The 19,150-nt window shown below is 60.3% G+C and carries 14 protein-coding genes; 9 read left to right on the top strand and 5 right to left on the bottom strand.

The window, feature by feature from the left end; translation table 11 throughout:
* Positions 1 to 48: 48 nt before the first annotated feature.
* Positions 49 to 906, top strand: a complete 858-nt coding sequence (gene xdhC / locus ACZZ0D_RS15015; RefSeq protein ID WP_122592563.1) for a xanthine dehydrogenase accessory protein XdhC — start codon at positions 49 to 51, stop codon at positions 904 to 906.
* Between the two features lie 13 nt (positions 907 to 919).
* On the top strand, positions 920 to 2,224 hold the full coding sequence (gene guaD, locus ACZZ0D_RS15020) for a guanine deaminase (RefSeq protein WP_053118743.1): 1,305 nt from the start codon (positions 920 to 922) through the stop codon (positions 2,222 to 2,224).
* Between the two features lie 157 nt (positions 2,225 to 2,381).
* Here the strand turns inward: guaD and ACZZ0D_RS15025 are convergent, their stop codons facing one another.
* Entirely contained in the window at positions 2,382 to 3,146 is a 765-nt protein-coding gene (locus ACZZ0D_RS15025) for a GntR family transcriptional regulator (RefSeq protein WP_212544344.1), read from the bottom strand.
* A 328-nt stretch (positions 3,147 to 3,474) separates the two neighbouring features.
* Here ACZZ0D_RS15025 and ACZZ0D_RS15030 point away from each other — a divergent pair, with 328 nt between their 5' ends.
* A complete protein-coding gene (locus tag ACZZ0D_RS15030; protein ID WP_463553673.1) occupies positions 3,475 to 4,665 on the top strand; it encodes a benzoate/H(+) symporter BenE family transporter in 1,191 nt (396 codons plus the stop codon).
* 130 nt (positions 4,666 to 4,795) lie between these two features.
* Here the strand turns inward: ACZZ0D_RS15030 and ACZZ0D_RS15035 are convergent, their stop codons facing one another.
* Positions 4,796 to 5,140, bottom strand: a complete 345-nt coding sequence (locus tag ACZZ0D_RS15035) for a YggL family protein (protein WP_007916365.1) — start codon at positions 5,138 to 5,140, stop codon at positions 4,796 to 4,798.
* A 234-nt stretch (positions 5,141 to 5,374) separates the two neighbouring features.
* Between ACZZ0D_RS15035 and dacB the strand changes: the two genes are divergently transcribed.
* The gene (gene dacB / locus ACZZ0D_RS15040; protein ID WP_053118738.1) at positions 5,375 to 6,835 is read left to right on the top strand and encodes a D-alanyl-D-alanine carboxypeptidase/D-alanyl-D-alanine endopeptidase; all 1,461 of its coding nucleotides are present in this window, start codon (positions 5,375 to 5,377) and stop codon (positions 6,833 to 6,835) included.
* 115 nt (positions 6,836 to 6,950) lie between these two features.
* Here dacB and ACZZ0D_RS15045 read toward each other — a convergent pair whose 3' ends face one another.
* A complete protein-coding gene (locus tag ACZZ0D_RS15045; protein WP_463553674.1) occupies positions 6,951 to 9,332 on the bottom strand; it encodes a sensor domain-containing diguanylate cyclase in 2,382 nt (793 codons plus the stop codon).
* Positions 9,333 to 9,477: 145 nt separating this feature from the next.
* On the bottom strand, positions 9,478 to 11,748 hold the full coding sequence (gene rlmKL, locus ACZZ0D_RS15050) for a bifunctional 23S rRNA (guanine(2069)-N(7))-methyltransferase RlmK/23S rRNA (guanine(2445)-N(2))-methyltransferase RlmL (RefSeq protein WP_053118734.1): 2,271 nt from the start codon (positions 11,746 to 11,748) through the stop codon (positions 9,478 to 9,480).
* 532 nt (positions 11,749 to 12,280) lie between these two features.
* Between rlmKL and rmf the strand changes: the two genes are divergently transcribed.
* Positions 12,281 to 12,496 (top strand): ribosome modulation factor, encoded by a 216-nt coding sequence (gene rmf / locus ACZZ0D_RS15055; RefSeq protein ID WP_003223300.1) that lies wholly within the window; start codon positions 12,281 to 12,283, stop codon positions 12,494 to 12,496.
* Between the two features lie 266 nt (positions 12,497 to 12,762).
* Here rmf and ACZZ0D_RS15060 read toward each other — a convergent pair whose 3' ends face one another.
* The gene (locus ACZZ0D_RS15060) at positions 12,763 to 13,785 is read right to left on the bottom strand and encodes a quinone-dependent dihydroorotate dehydrogenase (RefSeq protein ID WP_463553675.1); all 1,023 of its coding nucleotides are present in this window, start codon (positions 13,783 to 13,785) and stop codon (positions 12,763 to 12,765) included.
* A 222-nt stretch (positions 13,786 to 14,007) separates the two neighbouring features.
* Between ACZZ0D_RS15060 and ACZZ0D_RS15065 the strand changes: the two genes are divergently transcribed.
* The 4 genes from ACZZ0D_RS15065 to ACZZ0D_RS15080 all read left to right on the top strand — a co-directional run bounded on the left by ACZZ0D_RS15065 (position 14,008) and on the right by ACZZ0D_RS15080 (position 19,130).
* Positions 14,008 to 15,219, top strand: a complete 1,212-nt coding sequence (locus tag ACZZ0D_RS15065; protein WP_463553676.1) for a CmpA/NrtA family ABC transporter substrate-binding protein — start codon at positions 14,008 to 14,010, stop codon at positions 15,217 to 15,219.
* 14 nt (positions 15,220 to 15,233) lie between these two features.
* Positions 15,234 to 15,809, top strand: coding sequence for an ANTAR domain-containing response regulator (locus tag ACZZ0D_RS15070; RefSeq protein ID WP_007916390.1), 576 nt, complete (start codon positions 15,234 to 15,236; stop codon positions 15,807 to 15,809).
* A 431-nt stretch (positions 15,810 to 16,240) separates the two neighbouring features.
* Positions 16,241 to 17,452 (top strand): nitrate/nitrite transporter, encoded by a 1,212-nt coding sequence (locus tag ACZZ0D_RS15075; protein WP_053118728.1) that lies wholly within the window; start codon positions 16,241 to 16,243, stop codon positions 17,450 to 17,452.
* Positions 17,453 to 17,459: 7 nt separating this feature from the next.
* The gene (locus ACZZ0D_RS15080; protein ID WP_463553677.1) at positions 17,460 to 19,130 is read left to right on the top strand and encodes a protein kinase domain-containing protein; all 1,671 of its coding nucleotides are present in this window, start codon (positions 17,460 to 17,462) and stop codon (positions 19,128 to 19,130) included.
* The last annotated feature ends 20 nt before the right edge of the window (positions 19,131 to 19,150 follow it).

Here is a 19,150-nt window from a genome sequence, read left to right on the forward strand (position 1 = left end):
CCTGCTCGCGAAGAGGCCCGAACAGACAACGAAGATGTCGAGGTGAACATGTACAACTGGATCGACGCCCTCGCCGACCTGCAGAACCAGGGCGAGCCCTGTGTGCTGGTGACGATCATCGAAGAACTCGGCTCGACGCCACGCAACGCCGGTTCGAAAATGGTCATCAGCGCCAACCAGAGCTTCGACACCATCGGTGGCGGGCATCTGGAATACAAAGCCATGCAGATCGCCCGCGAGATGCTCGCCAGCGGTAAGCAGGACACCCATCTGGAGCGTTTCAGCCTCGGCGCCAGCCTTGGCCAGTGCTGCGGCGGCGCCACCGTGTTGCTGTTCGAACCGATGGGCCAGGTACAGGCGCAAATCGCCGTGTTCGGTGCCGGCCACGTTGGCCGGGCTTTGGTGCCACTGCTCGCCAGCCTGCCCTGCCGGGTGCGCTGGATCGATTCGCGTGATGCCGAATTCCCCGAACACATCCCCCACGGCGTGCGTAAAATCGTGTCCGAAGAGCCCGTGGATGAAATCGATGACCTGCCCGCCGGCAGTTATTGCATCGTCATGACCCACAATCATCAGCTCGACCTTGAACTCACTGCCGCGATTCTCAAACGCAACGACTTCGCCTACTTCGGCCTGATCGGTTCGAAGACCAAACGCGCGAAGTTCGAACACCGTCTGCGTGATCGCGGTTTCGACAGTGGCGTCGTGCAACGCATGCGCTGCCCGATGGGCATTGGCGAAGTCAAAGGCAAACTGCCTGTGGAAATCGCCATCTCCATCGCCGGCGAAATCATCGCCACCTATAACGCCAACTTCGGCCAGCAGACTGCCAGCGCCGAACCGATTGCCAAACTGCTGCCGGTTTCGCGGCGCAGTCAGGCCGCCAAACTCAAAGCCTCAAACTGATTAGAGAACCCTCATGCCTCTGACTCGCAAAGCCTACCGCGCCGCCATCCTGCACAGCATTGCCGACCCCGCCGAAGTCGGGATCGAAGCCTCCTACGAGTATTTCGAGGATGGCCTGCTGGTGGTCGATGGCGGCAAGATCAGCGCCCTTGGCCACGCCAGTGATTTGCTGCCGACCCTGCCGGCGGACATCGAAATCACCCAGTATCAGGACGCCCTGATCACCCCGGGCTTCATCGACACGCACATTCACTTGCCACAAACCGGCATGGTCGGCGCCTACGGCGAACAACTGCTCGACTGGCTGAACACCTATACCTTCCCGTGCGAAAGCCAGTTCGGCGACAAATCCCACGCTGACGACGTCGCGGACATCTTCATCAAGGAACTGCTGCGCAACGGCACCACCACCGCGCTGGTGTTCGGCAGCGTGCATCCGCAGTCGGTGAATTCGTTCTTTGAAAAGGCCGAGCAGCTCGATCTGCGCATGATCGCCGGCAAGGTGATGATGGACCGCAACGCGCCGGATTATCTGACCGATACTGCCGAATCCAGCTACGTCGAAAGCAAGGCGCTGATCGAGCGCTGGCACGGCAAGGGTCGTCTGCACTATGCCGTCACCCCGCGTTTCGCACCGACCAGCACCCCGGAGCAACTGACCCTCGCCGGGCAACTGCTGACTGAATACCCGGATCTGTACATGCAGACCCACATCAGCGAGAACCTCAAGGAAATCGAGTGGGTCAAGGAGCTGTTCCCGGAGCGCAAGGGCTACCTCGACGTTTACGACCATTACAAATTGCTCGGCGAGCGCTCGGTGTTCGCCCACGGCGTACACCTGTGCGACGACGAATGCGCGCGTCTGGCGGAAACCGGCTCGGCGATCTCGTTCTGCCCGACATCGAACTTCTTCTTGGGTAGCGGCTTGTTCAATCTGCCGATGGCCGAGAAGCACAAACTCAACGTCGGTTTGGGCACTGACGTCGGCGGTGGCACCAGTTTTTCGCTGCTGCAAACGCTGAACGAAGCGTACAAAGTGATGCAACTGCAAGGCGCGCGGTTGAGCCCGTTCAAGTCGCTGTATCTGGCGACGCTGGGTGGCGCACGGGCACTGCGCCTGGAAGACAAGATCGGCAACCTGCAACCGGGTTCCGACGCTGACTTCCTGGTGCTGGACTACAACGCGACGCCGCTGCTGAGCTATCGCTTGAAGCAAGCCAACAACATTGCCGAGTCGTTGTTTGTGTTGATGACGCTGGGTGATGATCGTACGGTGCAGCAGACGTATGCGGCGGGTGCGCTGGTGCATCAGCGCTAAGCTTTTTCCCAGGCATAAAAAATCCCCCGGTGGTGTTCACCCCGGGGGATTTTTGTTGCCTGTCAGATCGCCTTCGCGAGCAAGCCCGCTCCCACAGGGGGAATGCATTTCAAATGTGGGAGCGGGCTTGCTCGCGAAGGCCGCGACTCGGTATCACTTAGAGCTTGGCGCTCGAGCGCCCTGGCTTCTTGGTCTGCAACAAATGCGAGAACACCGCATGCAAATCATCCGACGCGCTTTCTTCGTCGAGGTTGAGCTTGCTGTCAATGTGATCCATGTGATGCATCATCAAACGCACCGCCAGATCGCCGTCGCGCTTTTCAATCGCGTCGATCAACTGGGTGTGTTCGTCGTAGGAACAGTGCGAACGGTTGCCGCTTTCATACTGGGCAATGATCAGCGATGTCTGCGACACCAGGCTGCGCTGGAAGCTGATCAACGGCGCGTTCATCGCCGCTTCCGCCAGTTTCAGGTGGAATTCGCCCGACAGACGAATACCGGCGCCACGATCACCGCGCGAGAAGCTGTCGCGCTCATCGTTGACCATCTGCCGCAGCTCGGCGATCTGCTCGGCGGTGGCGTGTTGCACCGCCAGCTCAGTGATCGCGCGCTCGACCAGACGACGGGCGAGGAACACCTGACGCGCCTCCTCGACACTCGGGCTGGCGACGACGGCGCCACGATTCGGCCGCAACAGCACGACGCCTTCATGGGCCAGACGCGACAGCGCGCGGCGAATGATGGTGCGGCTGACCCCAAAGATTTCCCCCAGCGCTTCTTCGCTCAACTTGGTGCCGGGCGCCAGACGCTGTTCGAGGATGGCCTCGAAGATATGCGCGTAGACAATATCGTCCTGGGTTCCGCTGCGGCCGGCTTTGCCTGCTCGCGGTTGTTTCTTGAGGGGTTGCAACTGTTCGTTCATGGGCACTCGAGTCGGGAGAACTGCGGCGAATAGACCGTGACTGTAATACGGCACAGTAGGTCGCTGGCAAGTATCGCGTAAAAAACACCGCGATTGTACACAATGGATGGTGGCAACACGACTGTACGGCTGTTTGTGAGTTCGGCTGTATTGCAACGATCCGTTACGATTGAGTTTAGGCTTGATCCCGAAATCCGCCGCCCGTCTCACGTAGGAGCTGCCGAAGGCTGCGATCTTTTGATCTTGCTTCTAAAAAACAAAATCAAAAGATCGCCGCCTTCGGCAGCTCCTACAGGGGAATACTATCTGTAGAAGGAACACCGCCGTCATGAACGACGCCACGCACACGCAACTGCGCCCTCTGGCCGACACGTCACCATCAGCGATCGTCGCCGGTTTCATCGCGATGATGACCGGTTACACCAGTTCCCTGGTGTTGATGTTCCAGGCCGGGCAAGCGGCGGGCCTGACCAGCGGGCAGATATCTTCGTGGATCTGGGCGATTTCGATCGGCATGGCGGTGTGCTCGATCGGCCTGTCGCTGCGCTATCGCACGCCAATCACCATCGCTTGGTCGACACCCGGCGCGGCGTTGCTGATCACCAGCCTGGGCGGCGTCAGTTATGGCGAAGCCATCGGCGCCTACATCACTTGCGCCGTGCTGGTGACCATTTGTGGCCTGACCGGCAGCTTCGAACGGCTGGTAAAAAAGATCCCGGCGTCCTTGGCGGCGGCGTTGTTGGCGGGGATTCTGTTCAAGATCGGCAGCGAAATCTTCGTCGCTGCGCAGCACCGTACGGGTTTGGTGCTGGGGATGTTCTTCACCTATTTAGTGGTCAAGCGCCTGTCGCCGCGTTATGCGGTGCTCGCTGCGCTGCTGATTGGCACCGCACTGTCGGGCTTCATGGGATTGCTGGATTTCAGCGGTTTTCATCTGGAAGTGGCGACACCCGTGTGGACGACGCCGCATTTCTCGCTGGCGGCGACCATCAGCATCGGCATCCCGCTGTTCGTGGTGGCGATGACCTCGCAGAACATGCCCGGCATCGCCGTTTTACGCGCCGATGGCTACACCGTCCCCGCCTCGCCACTGATCACCACCACCGGCATCGCCTCGCTGTTGTTGGCACCGTTTGGCTCCCACGGCATCAACCTCGCGGCGATCAGCGCGGCGATTTGCACCGGGCCGCACGCCCATGAAGATCGCAACAAGCGCTACACGGCAGCGGTGTGGTGCGGGATTTTCTACGGGATTGCCGGGGTGTTCGGCGCGACATTGGCCGCGTTGTTTGCAGCGTTGCCGAAAGAGTTGGTGTTGTCGATTGCGGCGTTGGCGCTGTTTGGCTCGATCATCAATGGTTTGAGCATTGCGATGGCTGAGGTGAAGGAGCGGGAAGCGGCGCTGATTACCTTTATGGTCACGGCGTCGGGGTTGACGCTGTTTTCCATTGGGTCGGCGTTTTGGGGGATTGTTGCGGGGGTTTTGACGCTGCTGATTTTGAACTGGCGCAAGGCCTAAAAGATCGCAGCCTTCGGCAACTCCTACAGGAGATCGCGCTCCCCGGTAGGAGCTGTCGAGTGAAACGAGGCTGCGATCTTTTGATCGACGAAAAAAAACGGCGACCCTCAGGTCGCCGTTTTTTTCAGTATCACTTAGCCGCGTTGATCGGCTTTTCCGGATACCAAACGTCCAGCAACGGGCTGACTTCATACTTGGTCAGCTCGGAGCGGGTTTTCAGCCAGGCTTCAACGGCAGCACGCTGCTCTTCGTTGACCGAGCCACGCTTCTGCAGGCAAACCAGACCGAAGTCGTCGCCGCCAACATAACCCAGACCGTTGGCTTCCATGGCTTCTTTGATGAATGCTTCGAGGAAAGCGTCAATGGCTTCTTCGGACAAGTCTTCTTTGAAGTCCAGGTTCAGTTCGAAACCCAGCTCTTGAAATTCATCAACGCACAGTTTTTTGCGCAGACGCTGGGAACGGTTAGTCGCCATTGGAACAATCCTCTTAAGTAAATACGGCGGGCACTTTACCAGTTTCAGCAATCGTTTGCCCGCCTCTCTGGACACAGAGGCCGACCGCCTGTAAAAAAATCAACGAATCGCCACCCCGAGGAAGCCACAATCGGTTACACCTTGGGGCATAATGCCGACACTTTCGTGACCACTGACGGGCCTTTTCATCCATGTCCTCGTCTTTTTCCCCTCGGCTGTAGGGTTTTATTTCATATGATCAAATCGTTGCGTCCACTGTTTCTCGCCGGCCTTCTTCTGCCTCTGGCCCTGCCTGTTTCCGCTGCCACCATCAATACTTCCCTCACCCCGAACGTCGAAAAAGCCCTCAAGGCGAGCAAATTGCAGCCTAGCGCCCTGTCGCTGGTGATGGTGCCGCTCGACGGCCCGGGCACGGCGACCGTGTTCAACGCCGACGTGTCGGTCAATCCGGCCTCGACCATGAAACTGGTGACCACCTACGCGGCGCTGGAAATGCTCGGCCCCAATCATCAGTGGAAAACCGAGTTCTACACCGACGGCACACTGAGCGGCGGCATCCTCAACGGCAACCTCTACCTCAAGGGTGGCGGCGATCCGAAGCTGAACATGGAAAAACTCTGGCTGCTGATGCGCGACCTGCGCGCCAACGGCGTGACGCAGATCACCGGTGATCTGGTGCTCGACCGCAACTTCTTTATCCAGCCGCAACTGCCGGAATTCAACGATGACGGCAATGACGAGAACAAGCCGTTCCTGGTCAAGCCGGATTCGCTGCTGGTCAACCTCAAAGCCCTGCGCTTTGTCGCGCGCAACGACGGTGGCCGCGTACTGATCTCGGTCGAGCCGCCGATTGCCAGCATCCACATCGAAAACACCGTCAAAGCCCTGCCGTCGAAGCAATGCACCGGCGGCGTGCGCTACAACCCGGTGCCGCAAGCCGATGGCAGCGTGACCGTGACCGTTGGCGGCCAGTTGGGCGAAGGCTGCAGCTCGCAGACTTATCTGTCGCTGCTCGACCACGCGACCTACACCGCCGGCGCCGTGCGCGCGATCTGGAAAGAACTGGGTGGCAGCATTCAGGGCCGCGATCGTCTGGCGACCACGCCGAGCAACGCCAAACTGCTGGCTCGCGCTTACTCGCCGGATCTGGCCGAGATCATTCGCGACATCAACAAATACAGTAACAACACCATGGCCCAGCAGCTGTTCCTGAGCCTCGGCCAGAAATTCCGCAACGACGCCGACGGCGATGATGCCAAAGCTGGGCAACGCGTCGTCCGTCAGTGGCTGGCGAAGAAAGGCATCACCGCGCCGCACCTGGTGATGGAGAACGGCTCCGGTCTGTCCCGCGCTGAACGCGTCAGCGCCCGTGAAATGGCAAACATGCTGCAAGCCGCGTGGCACAGCCCGTATGCCGCTGAATACATCAGCTCGCTGCCGATCGCCGGCACCGACGGCACCATGCGTAAACGCCTGAAAACCACCGCAATGCGCGGCGAGGCGCACGTCAAGACCGGCACCTTGAACACCGTGCGGGCGATTGCCGGCTTCAGCCGCGACGTCAATGGCAATACCTGGGCGGTGGTGGCGATCCTCAACGACAAAGCCCCGTTTGGCGCCTCGTCGGTGCTGGATCAGGTGCTGCTGGATCTGTATCGCCAGCCGAAGCTGCCGCAGACTGCGTCAGTCCTCTAAAAGCAAAAAAGCAAAAGATCGCAGCCTTCGGCAGCTCCTACAGGTGAAATTTACCCTGTAGGAGCTGCCGAAGGCTGCGATCTTTTGATCTTCTGCAGAAGCAAGTGTTGAGCCGTTAGCTCATCTGCTCAACCCGATCGCGGCCGCCCTGTTTTGCCGCGTACACCCCGGAATCCGCACGTAGCAGCAGCGCATCCGCGCCCTCGCCCGTGCGCCAACTGGCGATGCCGAAACTCGCCGTCACCACGCCGACCACATCCACCGGCGCGCCCCGCAAGCCCTGCCACAGCTCAACCGCGAGCATGTGCGCGTGCTCGCCGTCGATGTCCGGGCACAGCACCATGAATTCCTCGCCGCCCAAACGGCAGAACACATCAGTACGCCGCAACCGGTGACCAATGCGCTCGCACACCGCCTGCAAAACCCGATCGCCCACGGCATGCCCGTACTGGTCGTTGATGCGTTTGAAGTGGTCGATGTCGAGCATGATCACCGACAACTCGCCGCCGCCACGCTCGACCCGGGCCATTTCAGTGGTCAGGCGTTCCTGGAAATAACGACGGTTATGAATGCCGGTCAGCGAGTCCGTCACCGACAGCGCACGCAGTTCTTCCTCGACGCGTTTGAGGTCGGAAATGTCGGAGATGTAGCCATGCCACAACACTCCGCCGCCCGGCAGCTCTTCCGGCGTCGCCTCGCCGCGCACCCAGCGCAAACCTCGCTCAGGCAGTTGCACGCGGTATTCCTCGCGCCACGGGCTGAGGTTGTCCGCCGACTCACGGATCGAAGCGCGCACCCGCGTGGTGTCCTGCGGATGAATGCGGGTGAAGATCGCCTCGGCATTCAGTAGCAGAACATCCGGCTCCAGTTCGTAGATCTCACGAATGCCGTCGCTGGCGTAAATCACGCTGAAGCGCCCGTCGAATTCCATCTTGAACTGGTAAATACCGCCGGGTACATGGGCGCTGAGTTTCTTCAACAACACATCCCGCGCCGCCAGCGCCTCGTGCACACGCTTGCGCTCGGTGATGTCGATGCAGATCGCCAGATGCCCGACCCAAAGCCCCTGCTCGTCGAGCACCGGGGTGGCGAGCATGTTCACTGGCAGATGACTGCCATCGCTGCGCACCAACGTCCACTCGCGCGCTTCATGGCCGCCGACTTCGCCGCCCTCAACCAGCATCGCGTGGCAAGTCGGAATGCTTTTGCCGTAACGCGCGCTCAACTCCGCCGAACGCGTGGCGAGTTCTCGCGGCAGATGCAGGTTTTCCAAAGTCATGTGGCCGATGACATCGGCGCTGGAGTAACCGAGCATTTGCTCGGCGCCGGGATTAAACGTGCTGATCACGCCGCGCAGGTCGGTGGCGATGATTGCCACTTGTGTCGCCGCGTTGAGCACACCGCGCAACTGACCATGGGTGCCGCGCAATTCCTGTTCGCTGGCGTGCAGTTCCTCGGTGCGTTGCTCGACCATGCGCACCGCGCGCTGACGCTGACTGACCAGCACATACAGCAGCGCACTGAGTAAAACGCTCAGCAGTCCACCGAGAATCACGATGCTGCCAACCGACGAATGGTTGGCCTGCATAAACGCTTCACTCGGCAGGATATCGACCTGATAGTCGTGATCGGCCAGACGCAACAGACGAGTCGCGGACAAATCACTCGGCACCGGCTCATTGGTCGATTCGAACAACACTTCGTGCTGATCATTGGTCGACAGATCGAGAATGCGCACCGACAGATAGTCATGAAACGCGTCCGGCAAGCCGTCGGCGAGCAGCTGGCGCATGCTGATCACCGCCGCGACATAACCAAACGACTGCTGCTCACCCTCGTGGACGACGGGAGCCACTAACAACACCCCGCGCGCGTAGGAAGGTTCGGTGCTGACCAGGTGCAACGGTTGCGACACCGCCAGATTGTTCAACTGATCGGCACGCATCAGCGTGTCACGGCGCATCGGTTGCGCGAGCAAGTCGTAACCCAGCGGCGAGCCGAGCTTGCTCTGGGTCTGGCTGTACAGCACCGGCACGTACTGATCGCGAGGCGCGGCCAGTTGCAACTCGCCATGGGCATTCAGTTCGCGAATGGTGAAATCGCCCAGGCCGTCATCCCGCACGCGCTGCTCAAACGCCGCGCGCTCGGCGCCACTGACCTTGAGGGCGAACGAATAGGCTTGAGTACGCAGTAACAGAGGTTGGGTGTAACCGTCGAATTCGGCGCGGGACACCGATTCAGAATTGGAGAAGAAACGACGCAGACCGTCGAGGCGTTGCTCTTGATCCTCGAAGCGTTCTTCGATGCGGCTGTAACGTTCATTGGTCAGCAGCTGAAAACGCTGACGCAATTGCTGGTGAAATTCGTTGTGCGTGGCCCAGGCGAGCAGCCCCGTGAGAATCCCACCGGCGAGCAATACCAGCAGCGCGACCAGCCAGGCCGAGACTTCTTCGCTGATAAAGCCCAGTATCTTCGGGCGCACGGGGTGCAACGACATAAGGACAACTCACTACGCCAATGTTCCGGGAAAAACCCCTTGGCCATGGGTTGAGTTATAGCTATTAGCCATTAATTTGGCTAGCGCTGACTGGATCCAAGAGCCTTTAAAAATCAAGGCTCTGTGGATCCAGTCTGGCGAAGCGTCAACGAGCCGTTATTTTCCAGGCGCGGTGGATCTTGGTGTTGCGAGCGAAATCCGGATCAATGGTCTGTGCGCTGATTTCCTCGACCGCGTAACGCTCGGTCAGGTTCTCTTCCAACTGGAACTTGCGGAAGTTGTTCGAGAAGTACAACACGCCGCCCGGCGCCAGACGCGCCATGGCCAGGTCAATCAACTGCACCTGATCACGCTGCACGTCGAAGATGCCTTCCATACGCTTGGAGTTGGAGAAGGTCGGCGGATCGATGAAGATCAAGTCGTACTCTTCACGGCAGCTCTCCAGCCAGACCATCACGTCGCCCTGCTCCAGTCGGTTCTTGTCCGAGAAGCCGTTCAGCGACAGGTTGCGGCGCGCCCAGTCGAGGTAGGTTTTCGACAGGTCGACGCTGGTGGTGCTGCGCGCGCCGCCCTTGGCCGCGTGCACGCTGGCGGTCGCGGTGTAGCAATACAGATTGAGGAAACGCTTACCCTCGGCCTCTTTCTGAATGCGCATGCGGATTGGGCGGTGATCGAGGAACAGGCCGGTGTCGAGGTAGTCGGTGAGGTTGACCAGCAACTTCACGCCGCCCTCGGTCACTTCGTTGAACTTGCCCTGCGCGCTCTGACGCTCGTATTGCTTGGTGCCGCTCTGGCGCTCACGGCGTTTGACCACCACACGGCTCTTGTCGACGTTCAGCGCCTGCGGAATCGCCGCCAGCGCATCGAACATGCGTGCCGAGGCTTTTTCCGGATCGATCGACTTCGGCGCGGCGTATTCCTGCACGTGCACCCAGTCGTGATACAGATCGATCGCCATCGCGTACTCAGGCATGTCGGCATCGTAGACGCGGTAGCAATCGATGCCTTCGCGCTTGACCCACTTGCTCATCGCCTTGAGGTTCTTTTGCAGACGGTTGGCAAACATCTGCCCGCCTTCGCTCAAGCGCGGCTGCTCGATCACCGGTGCCGGGGCTGGCGTCGGTTTGATCGGGTTGCCGTTCTTGTTGAACTTGCGCTCTTGCGGCTCGTCCGGGGTTTGATCGTAAGCCGCTTGCTCACGCTCGGCCTGACGCTGTTCCGGCGTACGACGCTCGCCAGTGACGAACTGATCCGGCACGACTTTGATCAACAGCAGCTTGCACGGCAGCGCGCCGTTCCAGAACGAATACTGTTTGTGGCTGCGGATGCCCATGCGCTTGCCGAGATCCGGCGCGCCGGTGAACACCGCCGCTTCCCAGTTCAGGCAAGCCTGACGCAGACGCTCGCCGAGGTTCTGGTAAAGGTACAACAGGCTGGCTTCGTCACCGAGACGCTCGCCGTACGGCGGGTTGCAGATGACCAGACCTTTCTGGTTCTGATCCGGACGCGGCTCGAAAGTGGCGACTTCGCCTTGGTAGATCTTGATCCACTCGCTCAGACCGGCACGCTCAACGTTGTTGCGACCCGGTTGAATCAAACGTGGATCGGCTTCGTAACCGCGAATCCACAGCGGTGGCTTGGCCAGACCGGCAGCGGCGCGTTCAGCAGCTTCTTCATGCAGTTTTTTCCACAGCGCTGGCACGTGACCGAGCCAGGCAGTGAAACCCCACTGCTCACGACGCAGGTTCGGTGCCATATCGGCGGCGATCATCCCCGCTTCGACGAGGAACGTACCAACACCGCACATCGGGTCAGCCAGCGCGCCGCCTTCGGCCGCAATGCGTGGCCAGCCGGAACGGATCAGGATCGCTGCCGCGAGGTTTTCCTTCAGCGGCGCCGCGCCCTGCTGTAAGCGATAGCCGCGCTGGTGCAGGCTGTGGCCGGAGAGGTCGAGGGAGAGAATCGCTTCGCCGCGATCCAGACGCAGGTGAATGCGCAGATCCGGATTGAGCTTGTCGATCGACGGACGGTCGCCCTGCGGCGTACGCAGTTTGTCGACGATGGCATCTTTGACCTTCAGCGCGCCGAAGTGGGTGTTGTCGATGCCTGAGCCGTGACCGCTGAATTCAACGGCCAGAGTGCCGTCGCTAAGCATGTGATCCTGCCACTCGACGTCGAGGACGCCGTGGTAGAGGTCTTCGGCGTCCTTCATCGGGAAGCGTTTGAGCACCAGCAACACGCGGTTGGCCAGACGCGACCAGAGGCACAGGCGATAAGCGGTTTCCATGGTCGCCATGCCACGCACGGCGGAGGTGTGCTCGCGCGCTTCTTCAAGGCCAAGCCCGACGGCTTCCTCGATGAGCAGGCCTTCAAGGCCTTTAGGGCAAGTGAGGAAGAGTTCGAAACTGTCGGACATGGTATTTCCAAAGCCTTTGGCTAGTGAATCGGCAACGCATTGCCGATCCGGTTTTCAATCAGGCGCTTTTCTAAAAGAACGCCCGCGTGGCACGAAGGTGTGCCGTTCCATCCCCGCTGCTCGGGTTAAAAGAGCTTAGATGCAAGGACAGATAAAAAAGTTGGAGTAACAAAAAGTCTTAAAGCGACCCTTCGTCGAATAGTACCCCAGCGCAAACGTGGGTCATTCTCACTAAAGAATTAAGGCCATCATCCAGCGCGGGGCCGATCATACCGGGGTTTGCTCAATAAACGTTCAATAAATACGCGGTTACTTATCGCTATAGCACCCTTTTCGTTACGTCCTTATGACAAAACGGTCATTCCATCGCTGTGACTCATTGGTTAGAACTGACCACAGGTTGACGTCGCAACGGCGTCAACACCTTGGCTCGCCACGCCGGCAGCGAGCCGCACCACGGCAGAGTTTTTTCTGCCAGACCTCGATTGAGGTCGACGCGACACAAACAGTCAACAAGTGAGGGCAACACCCTATGAGAAGACTTAAGCGTGATCCGTTGGAAAGAGCATTTTTGCGCGGATATCAATATGGCGTTGGTGGCAAATCCCGTGAGCTTTGCCCATTTACTCTACCGTCAGTACGTCAAGCCTGGATTAACGGCTGGCGAGAAGGACGCGGCGACAACTGGGACGGTATGACCGGCACTGCGGGAATCCATAGACTCAACGAACTTCACGCCGTCGGCTGACACAGGGCACTTACTCCGACACGACAATCTGAATTTGTAACGACTTACCATGCACGTCCTTCCCGGACGGCGGGCTACGGCCCAGGGGCTCCTTCGAGGAGCCCTTTTTTATGCCCGAAAACTCGACTGTCACCCACCTTTCGATCGGCGGGCAACTACCCCTGTAGGAGCTGCCGAAGGCTGCGATCTTTTGATCTTGTTTTTTAGAATCAAGATCAAAAGATCGCAGCCTTCGGCAGCTCCTACATTGACCGGGTCGGGTCGGGTTATTTGCGCAGGGCGGCGATTGCGTCTACGGATTCACGAATCAGCGCCGGGCCTTTATAGATGAAGCCCGAATAAATCTGCACCAGGCTCGCACCCGCGAGAATCTTCTCCGCCGCATGCTTGCCTTCAGTAATCCCGCCAGCAGCAATAATCGGCAACCGCCCAGCCAACTCGCCCGCCAGCACTTTCACCGTATTGGTGCTCTTCTCACGCACCGGCGCACCCGACAAACCGCCCGCCTCGTCGCCATGTTCCATGCCTTCAACGCCGACACGGCTCAGGGTGGTGTTGGTCGCGATCACCGCGTCCATCCCGGTGTCGATCAGCGCCTGCGCCACCTGCGCGGTTTCTTCGTCGGTCATGTCCGGCGCGATCTTGATCGCCAGCGGCACATGCTTGCCATGACGCAACGCCAGTTCGGCACGGCGCGTGGCCAGATCGGCGAGCAACTGCTTGAGCGAATCACCGAACTGCAAGCTGCGCAGGCCCGGGGTATTCGGCGAGCTGACGTTGACGGTCACGTAGCTGGCGTGGGCGTAAACCTTGTCCAGGCAGATCAGGTAATCATCGACTGCACGCTCAACCGGCGTGTCGAAGTTTTTGCCGATGTTGATGCCCAGCACGCCTTTGTATTTCGCCGCCGCAACGCGCGCCAACAGATTATCGACACCGAGGTTGTTGAACCCCATGCGATTGATGATCGCCTCGGCTTCCGGCAGACGGAAAATCCGTGGTTTCGGGTTGCCCGGCTGTGGACGCGGGGTCACGGTGCCGATTTCGACAAAACCGAAACCCAGTTGCGCGAAGCCATCGATGGCTGCGCCGTTCTTGTCCAGACCGGCCGCCAAACCGACCGGGTTGGGGAATTCCAGGCCCATGACGGTCACCGGGACGTTTGCCGGCGCCTTGCACAGCAAGCCGTTGAGGCCCAAACGTCCGCCCGCGCCGATCAGATCCAGCGACAGATCGTGGGAGGTTTCCGGGGAAAGTTTGAACAACATCTGACGGGCCAGGGTGTACATGGGCGGCTTTGACTCGGGCGGCGAAAAGAGGCGGCGATTATAGCCGGGCATCGCCCCACCGCGCGAGGCGCACGCGCAAATCGCGGCGAGTGGCATATGCCTTGCACCGGCATCTTTATCAGCTTGCAGGCCAATGGCGGCGTGCGGGCAAGGACAATGGCGTCGTCCCGGGGTTTGCCTGCGCAAAGTCCGCGGCGGCGTTTTTTTTCGAGGTAGCGTTGGATGAATGAACCTTCGGTAGGGCCGCTGGCCTGGGTCAACGGCAGCGATGCTCCGGAAAAGAGTGCAATCAACCTCGGCTTCATGGCCCTGAGCGATTGCGCCTCGGTGGTGGTCGCGGCCACGCAAGGCTTTGCTCAGCCTTACGGATTGACCCTGAACCTCAAGCGCCAGACCTCTTGGGCAGGTTTGCGCGACAAACTGGTCAGCGGCGAACTCGATGCCGCGCACAGTTTGTACGGGCTGATTTACGCGGTGCACCTGGGCATCGGCGGTGTCGCGCCGACCGACATGGCCGTGCTGATGGGCCTCAATCAAAACGGCCAGAGCCTCAACCTCTCACACGGCTTGCAGAACCTCGGCGTGACCAGTCCTGACGCGCTGGATCGCCACGTGCACCAAAGCCGCGCAAAACTCACCTTCGCCCAGACCTTCCCCACCGGCACCCACGCGATGTGGCTTTATTACTGGCTGGCGAGTCAGGGCATTCATCCGCTGCAGGATGTCGACAGCGTGGTGGTGCCGCCACCGCAAATGGTCGCGCACTTGCAGGCCGGGCGCATCGACGGTTTTTGCGTCGGCGAACCGTGGGCCGCCAGCGCGGTACAGCAGGATCTCGGCTTCACCCTCGCCACCAGCCAGACCATCTGGCCCGATCACCCGGAAAAAGTCCTCGGCTGCACCCGCGAATTCGTCGATCAGTACCCGAACACCGCGCGCGCGTTGGTGATGGCGATACTTGAAGCCAGCCGTTTCATTGAAGAGAGCCCGGAAAACCGCCGCAGCACCGCGCAGTTGCTCAGCGCGCCGGAATACCTCGATGCGCCAGTAGCGTGCATCGAACCGCGTTTTCTCGGTGATTACGCCGATGGCCTCGGCAACCGCTGGCAGGATCCTCATGCGCTGCGTTTCCACGGCCATGGCGAGGTGAATTTGCCGTACTTGTCCGACGGTATGTGGTTCATGACCCAGTTCCGTCGTTGGGGTTTGCTGCGCGAGGATCCGGATTACCTGGCCGTCGCCCGTCAGGTTCAGCAGCTCGATCTGTATCGCGACGCTGCCACCGCAGTCGGCGTCGCCGCGTGGGGTACCGACATGCGCAGCAGCCAGTTGCTCGACGGCAAAATCTGGGACGGCAGCGACCCGGCCGCTTATGCGCGCAGCTTCAAACTGCACGCCATGAGCGACGACTCAGCCCTTCTCGCCCGCCGCTGACAGGAGACGCGAACATGTTGCGCATTCTGCTGATCAACGACACCGCGAAAAAAGTCGGACGCCTGAAAGCGGCGCTGACCGAAGCCGGTTTTGAAGTTATCGACGAATCCGGCCTGACCATCGACCTGCCCGCGCGCGTCGAAACGGTGCGCCCGGACGTGATCCTGATCGATACCGAGTCACCGAGCCGCGATGTCATGGAACAAGTGGTGCTGGTCAGCCGCGACCAGCCACGGCCGATCGTGATGTTTACCGACGAACATGACCCGGGGGTGATGCGTCAGGCGATCAAATCCGGGGTCAGTGCCTACATCGTCGAAGGCATTCACGCCCAGCGGTTGCAGCCGATTCTCGATGTGGCAATGGCAAGATTTGAGAGTGATCAGGCGTTGCGTGCGCAGTTGCAGGCGCGGGATCAGCAACTGGCGGAGCGCAAGCGTATTGAGCTGGCCAAGGGTCTGTTGATGAAGATGAAGGACTGCAATGAGGAAGAGGCGTACACGCTGATGCGGCGACAGGCGATGAGCCGGCAGCAGAAACTGATTCAAGTGGCGGAGCAGATTATTGCCATGAGTGAGTTGTTGGGTTGAGGTGTTTCCACCTCTGAAAAGCCCCTCACCCTAGCCCTCTCCCGGAGGGAGAGGGGACTGATTGGGGGATGCTCGCGATTTACGCCGACCTGCGATTTCTGCTGTGAATCCATAATCGACTCGGTTTCTCAGGTCGATGTTTGACGCCAGACACCTCGGTCAGTCCCCTCTCCCTCCGGGAGAGGGCTAGGGTGAGGGGCTTTTGATTTCCCGCTGTTGGCACAAATCTCGCTAAGCATTCCCTCAGGTAACCAACGGCGGTTGCCCCACCCACGACAAAGACGTCGCTCACCCGTTCGCCCCACCCGGCGCAGCAGGTAGCGGCGTTTTTGCGTTTTGGCCCCACAGACCGGGGCCGGTGGTGCGGCCGTGCGGCGCCCCACCTGCTGTTGCATGACTCCTTTCGAGACTCTTTTCAGCTGAGGTGCGCGATGAATTCAAGCTTCTGGAAATCCGGCCACACCCCGACATTGTTCGCGGCCTTCCTCTATTTCGACCTGAGTTTCATGGTCTGGTACCTGCTCGGCCCTTTGGCGGTGCAGATCGCCGCCGACCTGCACCTGACCACACAACAACGCGGCCTCGTCGTCGCCACGCCGATCCTCGCTGGTGCCGTTCTGCGCTTCATCATGGGCATGCTCGCCGATCGACTGTCGCCGAAAACCGCCGGGCTGATTGGCCAGGTCATCGTCATCTGCGCACTGTTCGGCGCCTGGAAAATCGGCATCCACAGTTACGAACAAGCGCTGATCCTCGGCCTGTTCCTCGGCATGGCCGGCGCTTCGTTTGCCGTCGCCCTGCCGCTGGCCTCGCAATGGTACCCGCCGCAACATCAGGGCAAAGCCATGGGCATCGCTGGCGCGGGCAACTCCGGCACCGTGTTCGCCGCGCTGCTCGCCCCGGTGCTCGCCGCCGCTTACGGCTGGAGCAATGTTTTCGGCTTCGCCCTGATTCCGCTGATCCTGACGCTGGTGCTGTTCGCCTGGCTGGCGAAAAACGCGCCGGAACGGCCAAAAGCCAAAGCCATGACCGACTACTTCAAAGCCCTCGGCGACCGCGACAGTTGGTGGTTCATGTTCTTCTACAGCGTCACCTTCGGCGGCTTTATCGGCTTGGCCAGCGCCCTGCCCGGCTATTTCAACGATCAATACGGTTTGAGCCCGGTGACCGCTGGTTACTACACCGCCGCTTGCGTGTTCGGCGGCAGTTTGATGCGCCCATTGGGCGGCGCACTGGCTGACCGTTTCGGCGGCATCCGCACCTTGCTGGCAATGTACACCGTCGCCGCCATCTGCATCGCTGCCGTTGGCTTCAACCTGCCAAGTTCCTACGCGGCACTCGCGCTTTTCGTCTGCACCATGCTCGGTTTGGGGGCAGGCAACGGTGCGGTTTTCCAACTGGTGCCGCAGCGTTTTCGTCTGGAGATCGGCGTAATGACCGGGCTGATCGGCATGGCCGGCGGCATTGGCGGTTTCGCCTTGGCGGCGGGCATGGGTGCGATCAAGCAGAGCACCGGCAGCTATCAACTGGCGCTGTGGTTGTTCGCCAGCCTTGGCGTGTTGGCGTGGTTTGGCCTGCACGGCGTCAAGCGTCGCTGGAGAACCACGTGGGGTTCGGCAGCGGTGACGGCGGCGCGGGTCTGAGGCGTCGATGGCCCTGCAACTGAGTTTCGCCGAAGCCAGCGCCACCGGGCCGCGCACGGAGAATCAGGACGCTGTGCGCCTGGTCACGCCGGCCCCGGCGCTGGCGGCGAGCAAGGGTTACCTGTTCGCCATCGCCGACGGCGTCAGCCAATGCGCCGATGGCGGCCTCGCCGCGCGCTCGACCTTGCAGGCCTTGGCGCTCGACTATTACGCCACCCCGGAAACCTGGAGCGTGGCGCAGGCTCTCGACCGCTTGCTGCTCGCACAAAATCGCTGGTTGCAGGCCAATGGCGGTGGGCAGCCGTTACTCACCACTGTCAGTGCTTTGGTCATGCGCGGTCGGCGCTTTACCCTCGCCCATGTAGGAGATTGCCGGGTATACCGCTGGCACGCCGACGCGTTGCAGCGCATCAGCGAGGATCACGTCTGGGAGCAGCCGGGCATGCAGCATGTGCTCAAGCGTGCGCTCGGGCTGGATCAACATTTGGTGCTGGATTTTCTCGACGGTGAATTGCGTGACGGCGAAAGCTTTTTACTGCTCAGTGATGGCGTGTGGTCAACCCTGGGCGATACCGCGATTGCGGCGATCCTGCGTGATCAGCCGGATCTGCACTGCGCGGCGCAAACATTGGTCAACGCCGCGCATCTGGCCGGCAGTCAGGACAACGCCAGCGCTTTGCTGGTGCGGGTCGATGCGGTTGGCGAGGCGAGTTTTGGCGATGCGCTGATGCATTTGCAGCAATGGCCACTGCCGCCGCCGCTGAAACCCGGTCAGTCGTTTGAAGGCTGGCAGGTGCAAGGCATCGTCGCGCAGAGCCAGCAATCGTTGCTGTATCGCGTGCTGGATAGCCAAGGTCAGACGTGGCTGTTGAAAACCCTGCCCACACGTTCCGCTGATGATTCCTGTGCCGGGCAAGCGCTGTTGTCCGAGGAATGGTTTCTGAAACGTGTGGCCGGACGGCATTTTCCTGAAGTCCATCCGTGCAATCAGCGTCAGCATTTGTACTACGTAATGCGGGAATATTCCGGCAAGACGCTGGCGCAGGTTTTTAAAAACAGCGGGGCTTTACCGTTGGCGCAATGGCAAGACATTGCCGAACGCCTGCTGCGTGCAGTCGGGCTGCTGCATCGGCGGCAGATTCTGCATCGGGACATCAAACCGGAGAATCTGCATTGGGGGGATGACGGTGAGCTGCGGCTGCTGGATTTTGGCCTGGCGTATTGCCCGGGACTGTCCGAAGACGCGCCGTCGACGTTGCCGGGGACGCCGAGTTATATCGCCCCGGAAGGCTTTCGCGGTGATCCGCCGAGTGCGCAGCAGGACTTGTATGCGGTGGGCGTGACCTTGTATTTCCTGCTTACGGGGTATTTTCCTTATGGCGAGATCGAAGCGTTTCAGCGGCCGCGATTTGGACTGGCGGTGAGTGCCGGGCGTTATCGACCGGATTTACCGGAATGGCTGGCGCAGAGTCTGCAGCGCGGCGTGGCGGCTGATCCGCAGCAACGCTTTGAAACAGCGGAAGAATGGTTGCTGGTATTGGAACAGGGCGAGCGACGCAGTTTGAGCGTGCGGCCTCGGCCGTTACTGGAGCGAGAGCCGTTGAAGGTGTGGCGGACGATGGCGTTGCTGGCCTTGCTCGGGAATCTGGTGCTGCTGGTTTTGTTGTTTCATCGTTGACACCGCGTCGCGCCATTCGC

This window comes from Pseudomonas sp. AC193, from assembly GCF_979258075.1.

Coding starts and splice junctions, on each gene's coding strand:
- guaD (WP_053118743.1), top strand. CDS start 920: ATGCCTCTGACTCGCAAAGCCTACCGCGCCGCCATCCTGCACAGCATT.
- ACZZ0D_RS15070 (WP_007916390.1), top strand. CDS start 15,234: ATGTTGCGCATTCTGCTGATCAACGACACCGCGAAAAAAGTCGGACGC.
- ACZZ0D_RS15035 (WP_007916365.1), bottom strand. CDS start 5,140: ATGGCGACTAACCGTTCCCAGCGTCTGCGCAAAAAACTGTGCGTTGAT.
- rlmKL (WP_053118734.1), bottom strand. CDS start 11,748: ATGTCCGACAGTTTCGAACTCTTCCTCACTTGCCCTAAAGGCCTTGAA.
- dacB (WP_053118738.1), top strand. CDS start 5,375: ATGATCAAATCGTTGCGTCCACTGTTTCTCGCCGGCCTTCTTCTGCCT.
- ACZZ0D_RS15060 (WP_463553675.1), bottom strand. CDS start 13,785: ATGTACACCCTGGCCCGTCAGATGTTGTTCAAACTTTCCCCGGAAACC.
- rmf (WP_003223300.1), top strand. CDS start 12,281: ATGAGAAGACTTAAGCGTGATCCGTTGGAAAGAGCATTTTTGCGCGGA.
- ACZZ0D_RS15075 (WP_053118728.1), top strand. CDS start 16,241: ATGAATTCAAGCTTCTGGAAATCCGGCCACACCCCGACATTGTTCGCG.
- ACZZ0D_RS15080 (WP_463553677.1), top strand. CDS start 17,460: ATGGCCCTGCAACTGAGTTTCGCCGAAGCCAGCGCCACCGGGCCGCGC.
- ACZZ0D_RS15065 (WP_463553676.1), top strand. CDS start 14,008: ATGAATGAACCTTCGGTAGGGCCGCTGGCCTGGGTCAACGGCAGCGAT.
- ACZZ0D_RS15025 (WP_212544344.1), bottom strand. CDS start 3,146: ATGAACGAACAGTTGCAACCCCTCAAGAAACAACCGCGAGCAGGCAAA.
- xdhC (WP_122592563.1), top strand. CDS start 49: ATGTACAACTGGATCGACGCCCTCGCCGACCTGCAGAACCAGGGCGAG.
- ACZZ0D_RS15030 (WP_463553673.1), top strand. CDS start 3,475: ATGAACGACGCCACGCACACGCAACTGCGCCCTCTGGCCGACACGTCA.
- ACZZ0D_RS15045 (WP_463553674.1), bottom strand. CDS start 9,332: ATGTCGTTGCACCCCGTGCGCCCGAAGATACTGGGCTTTATCAGCGAA.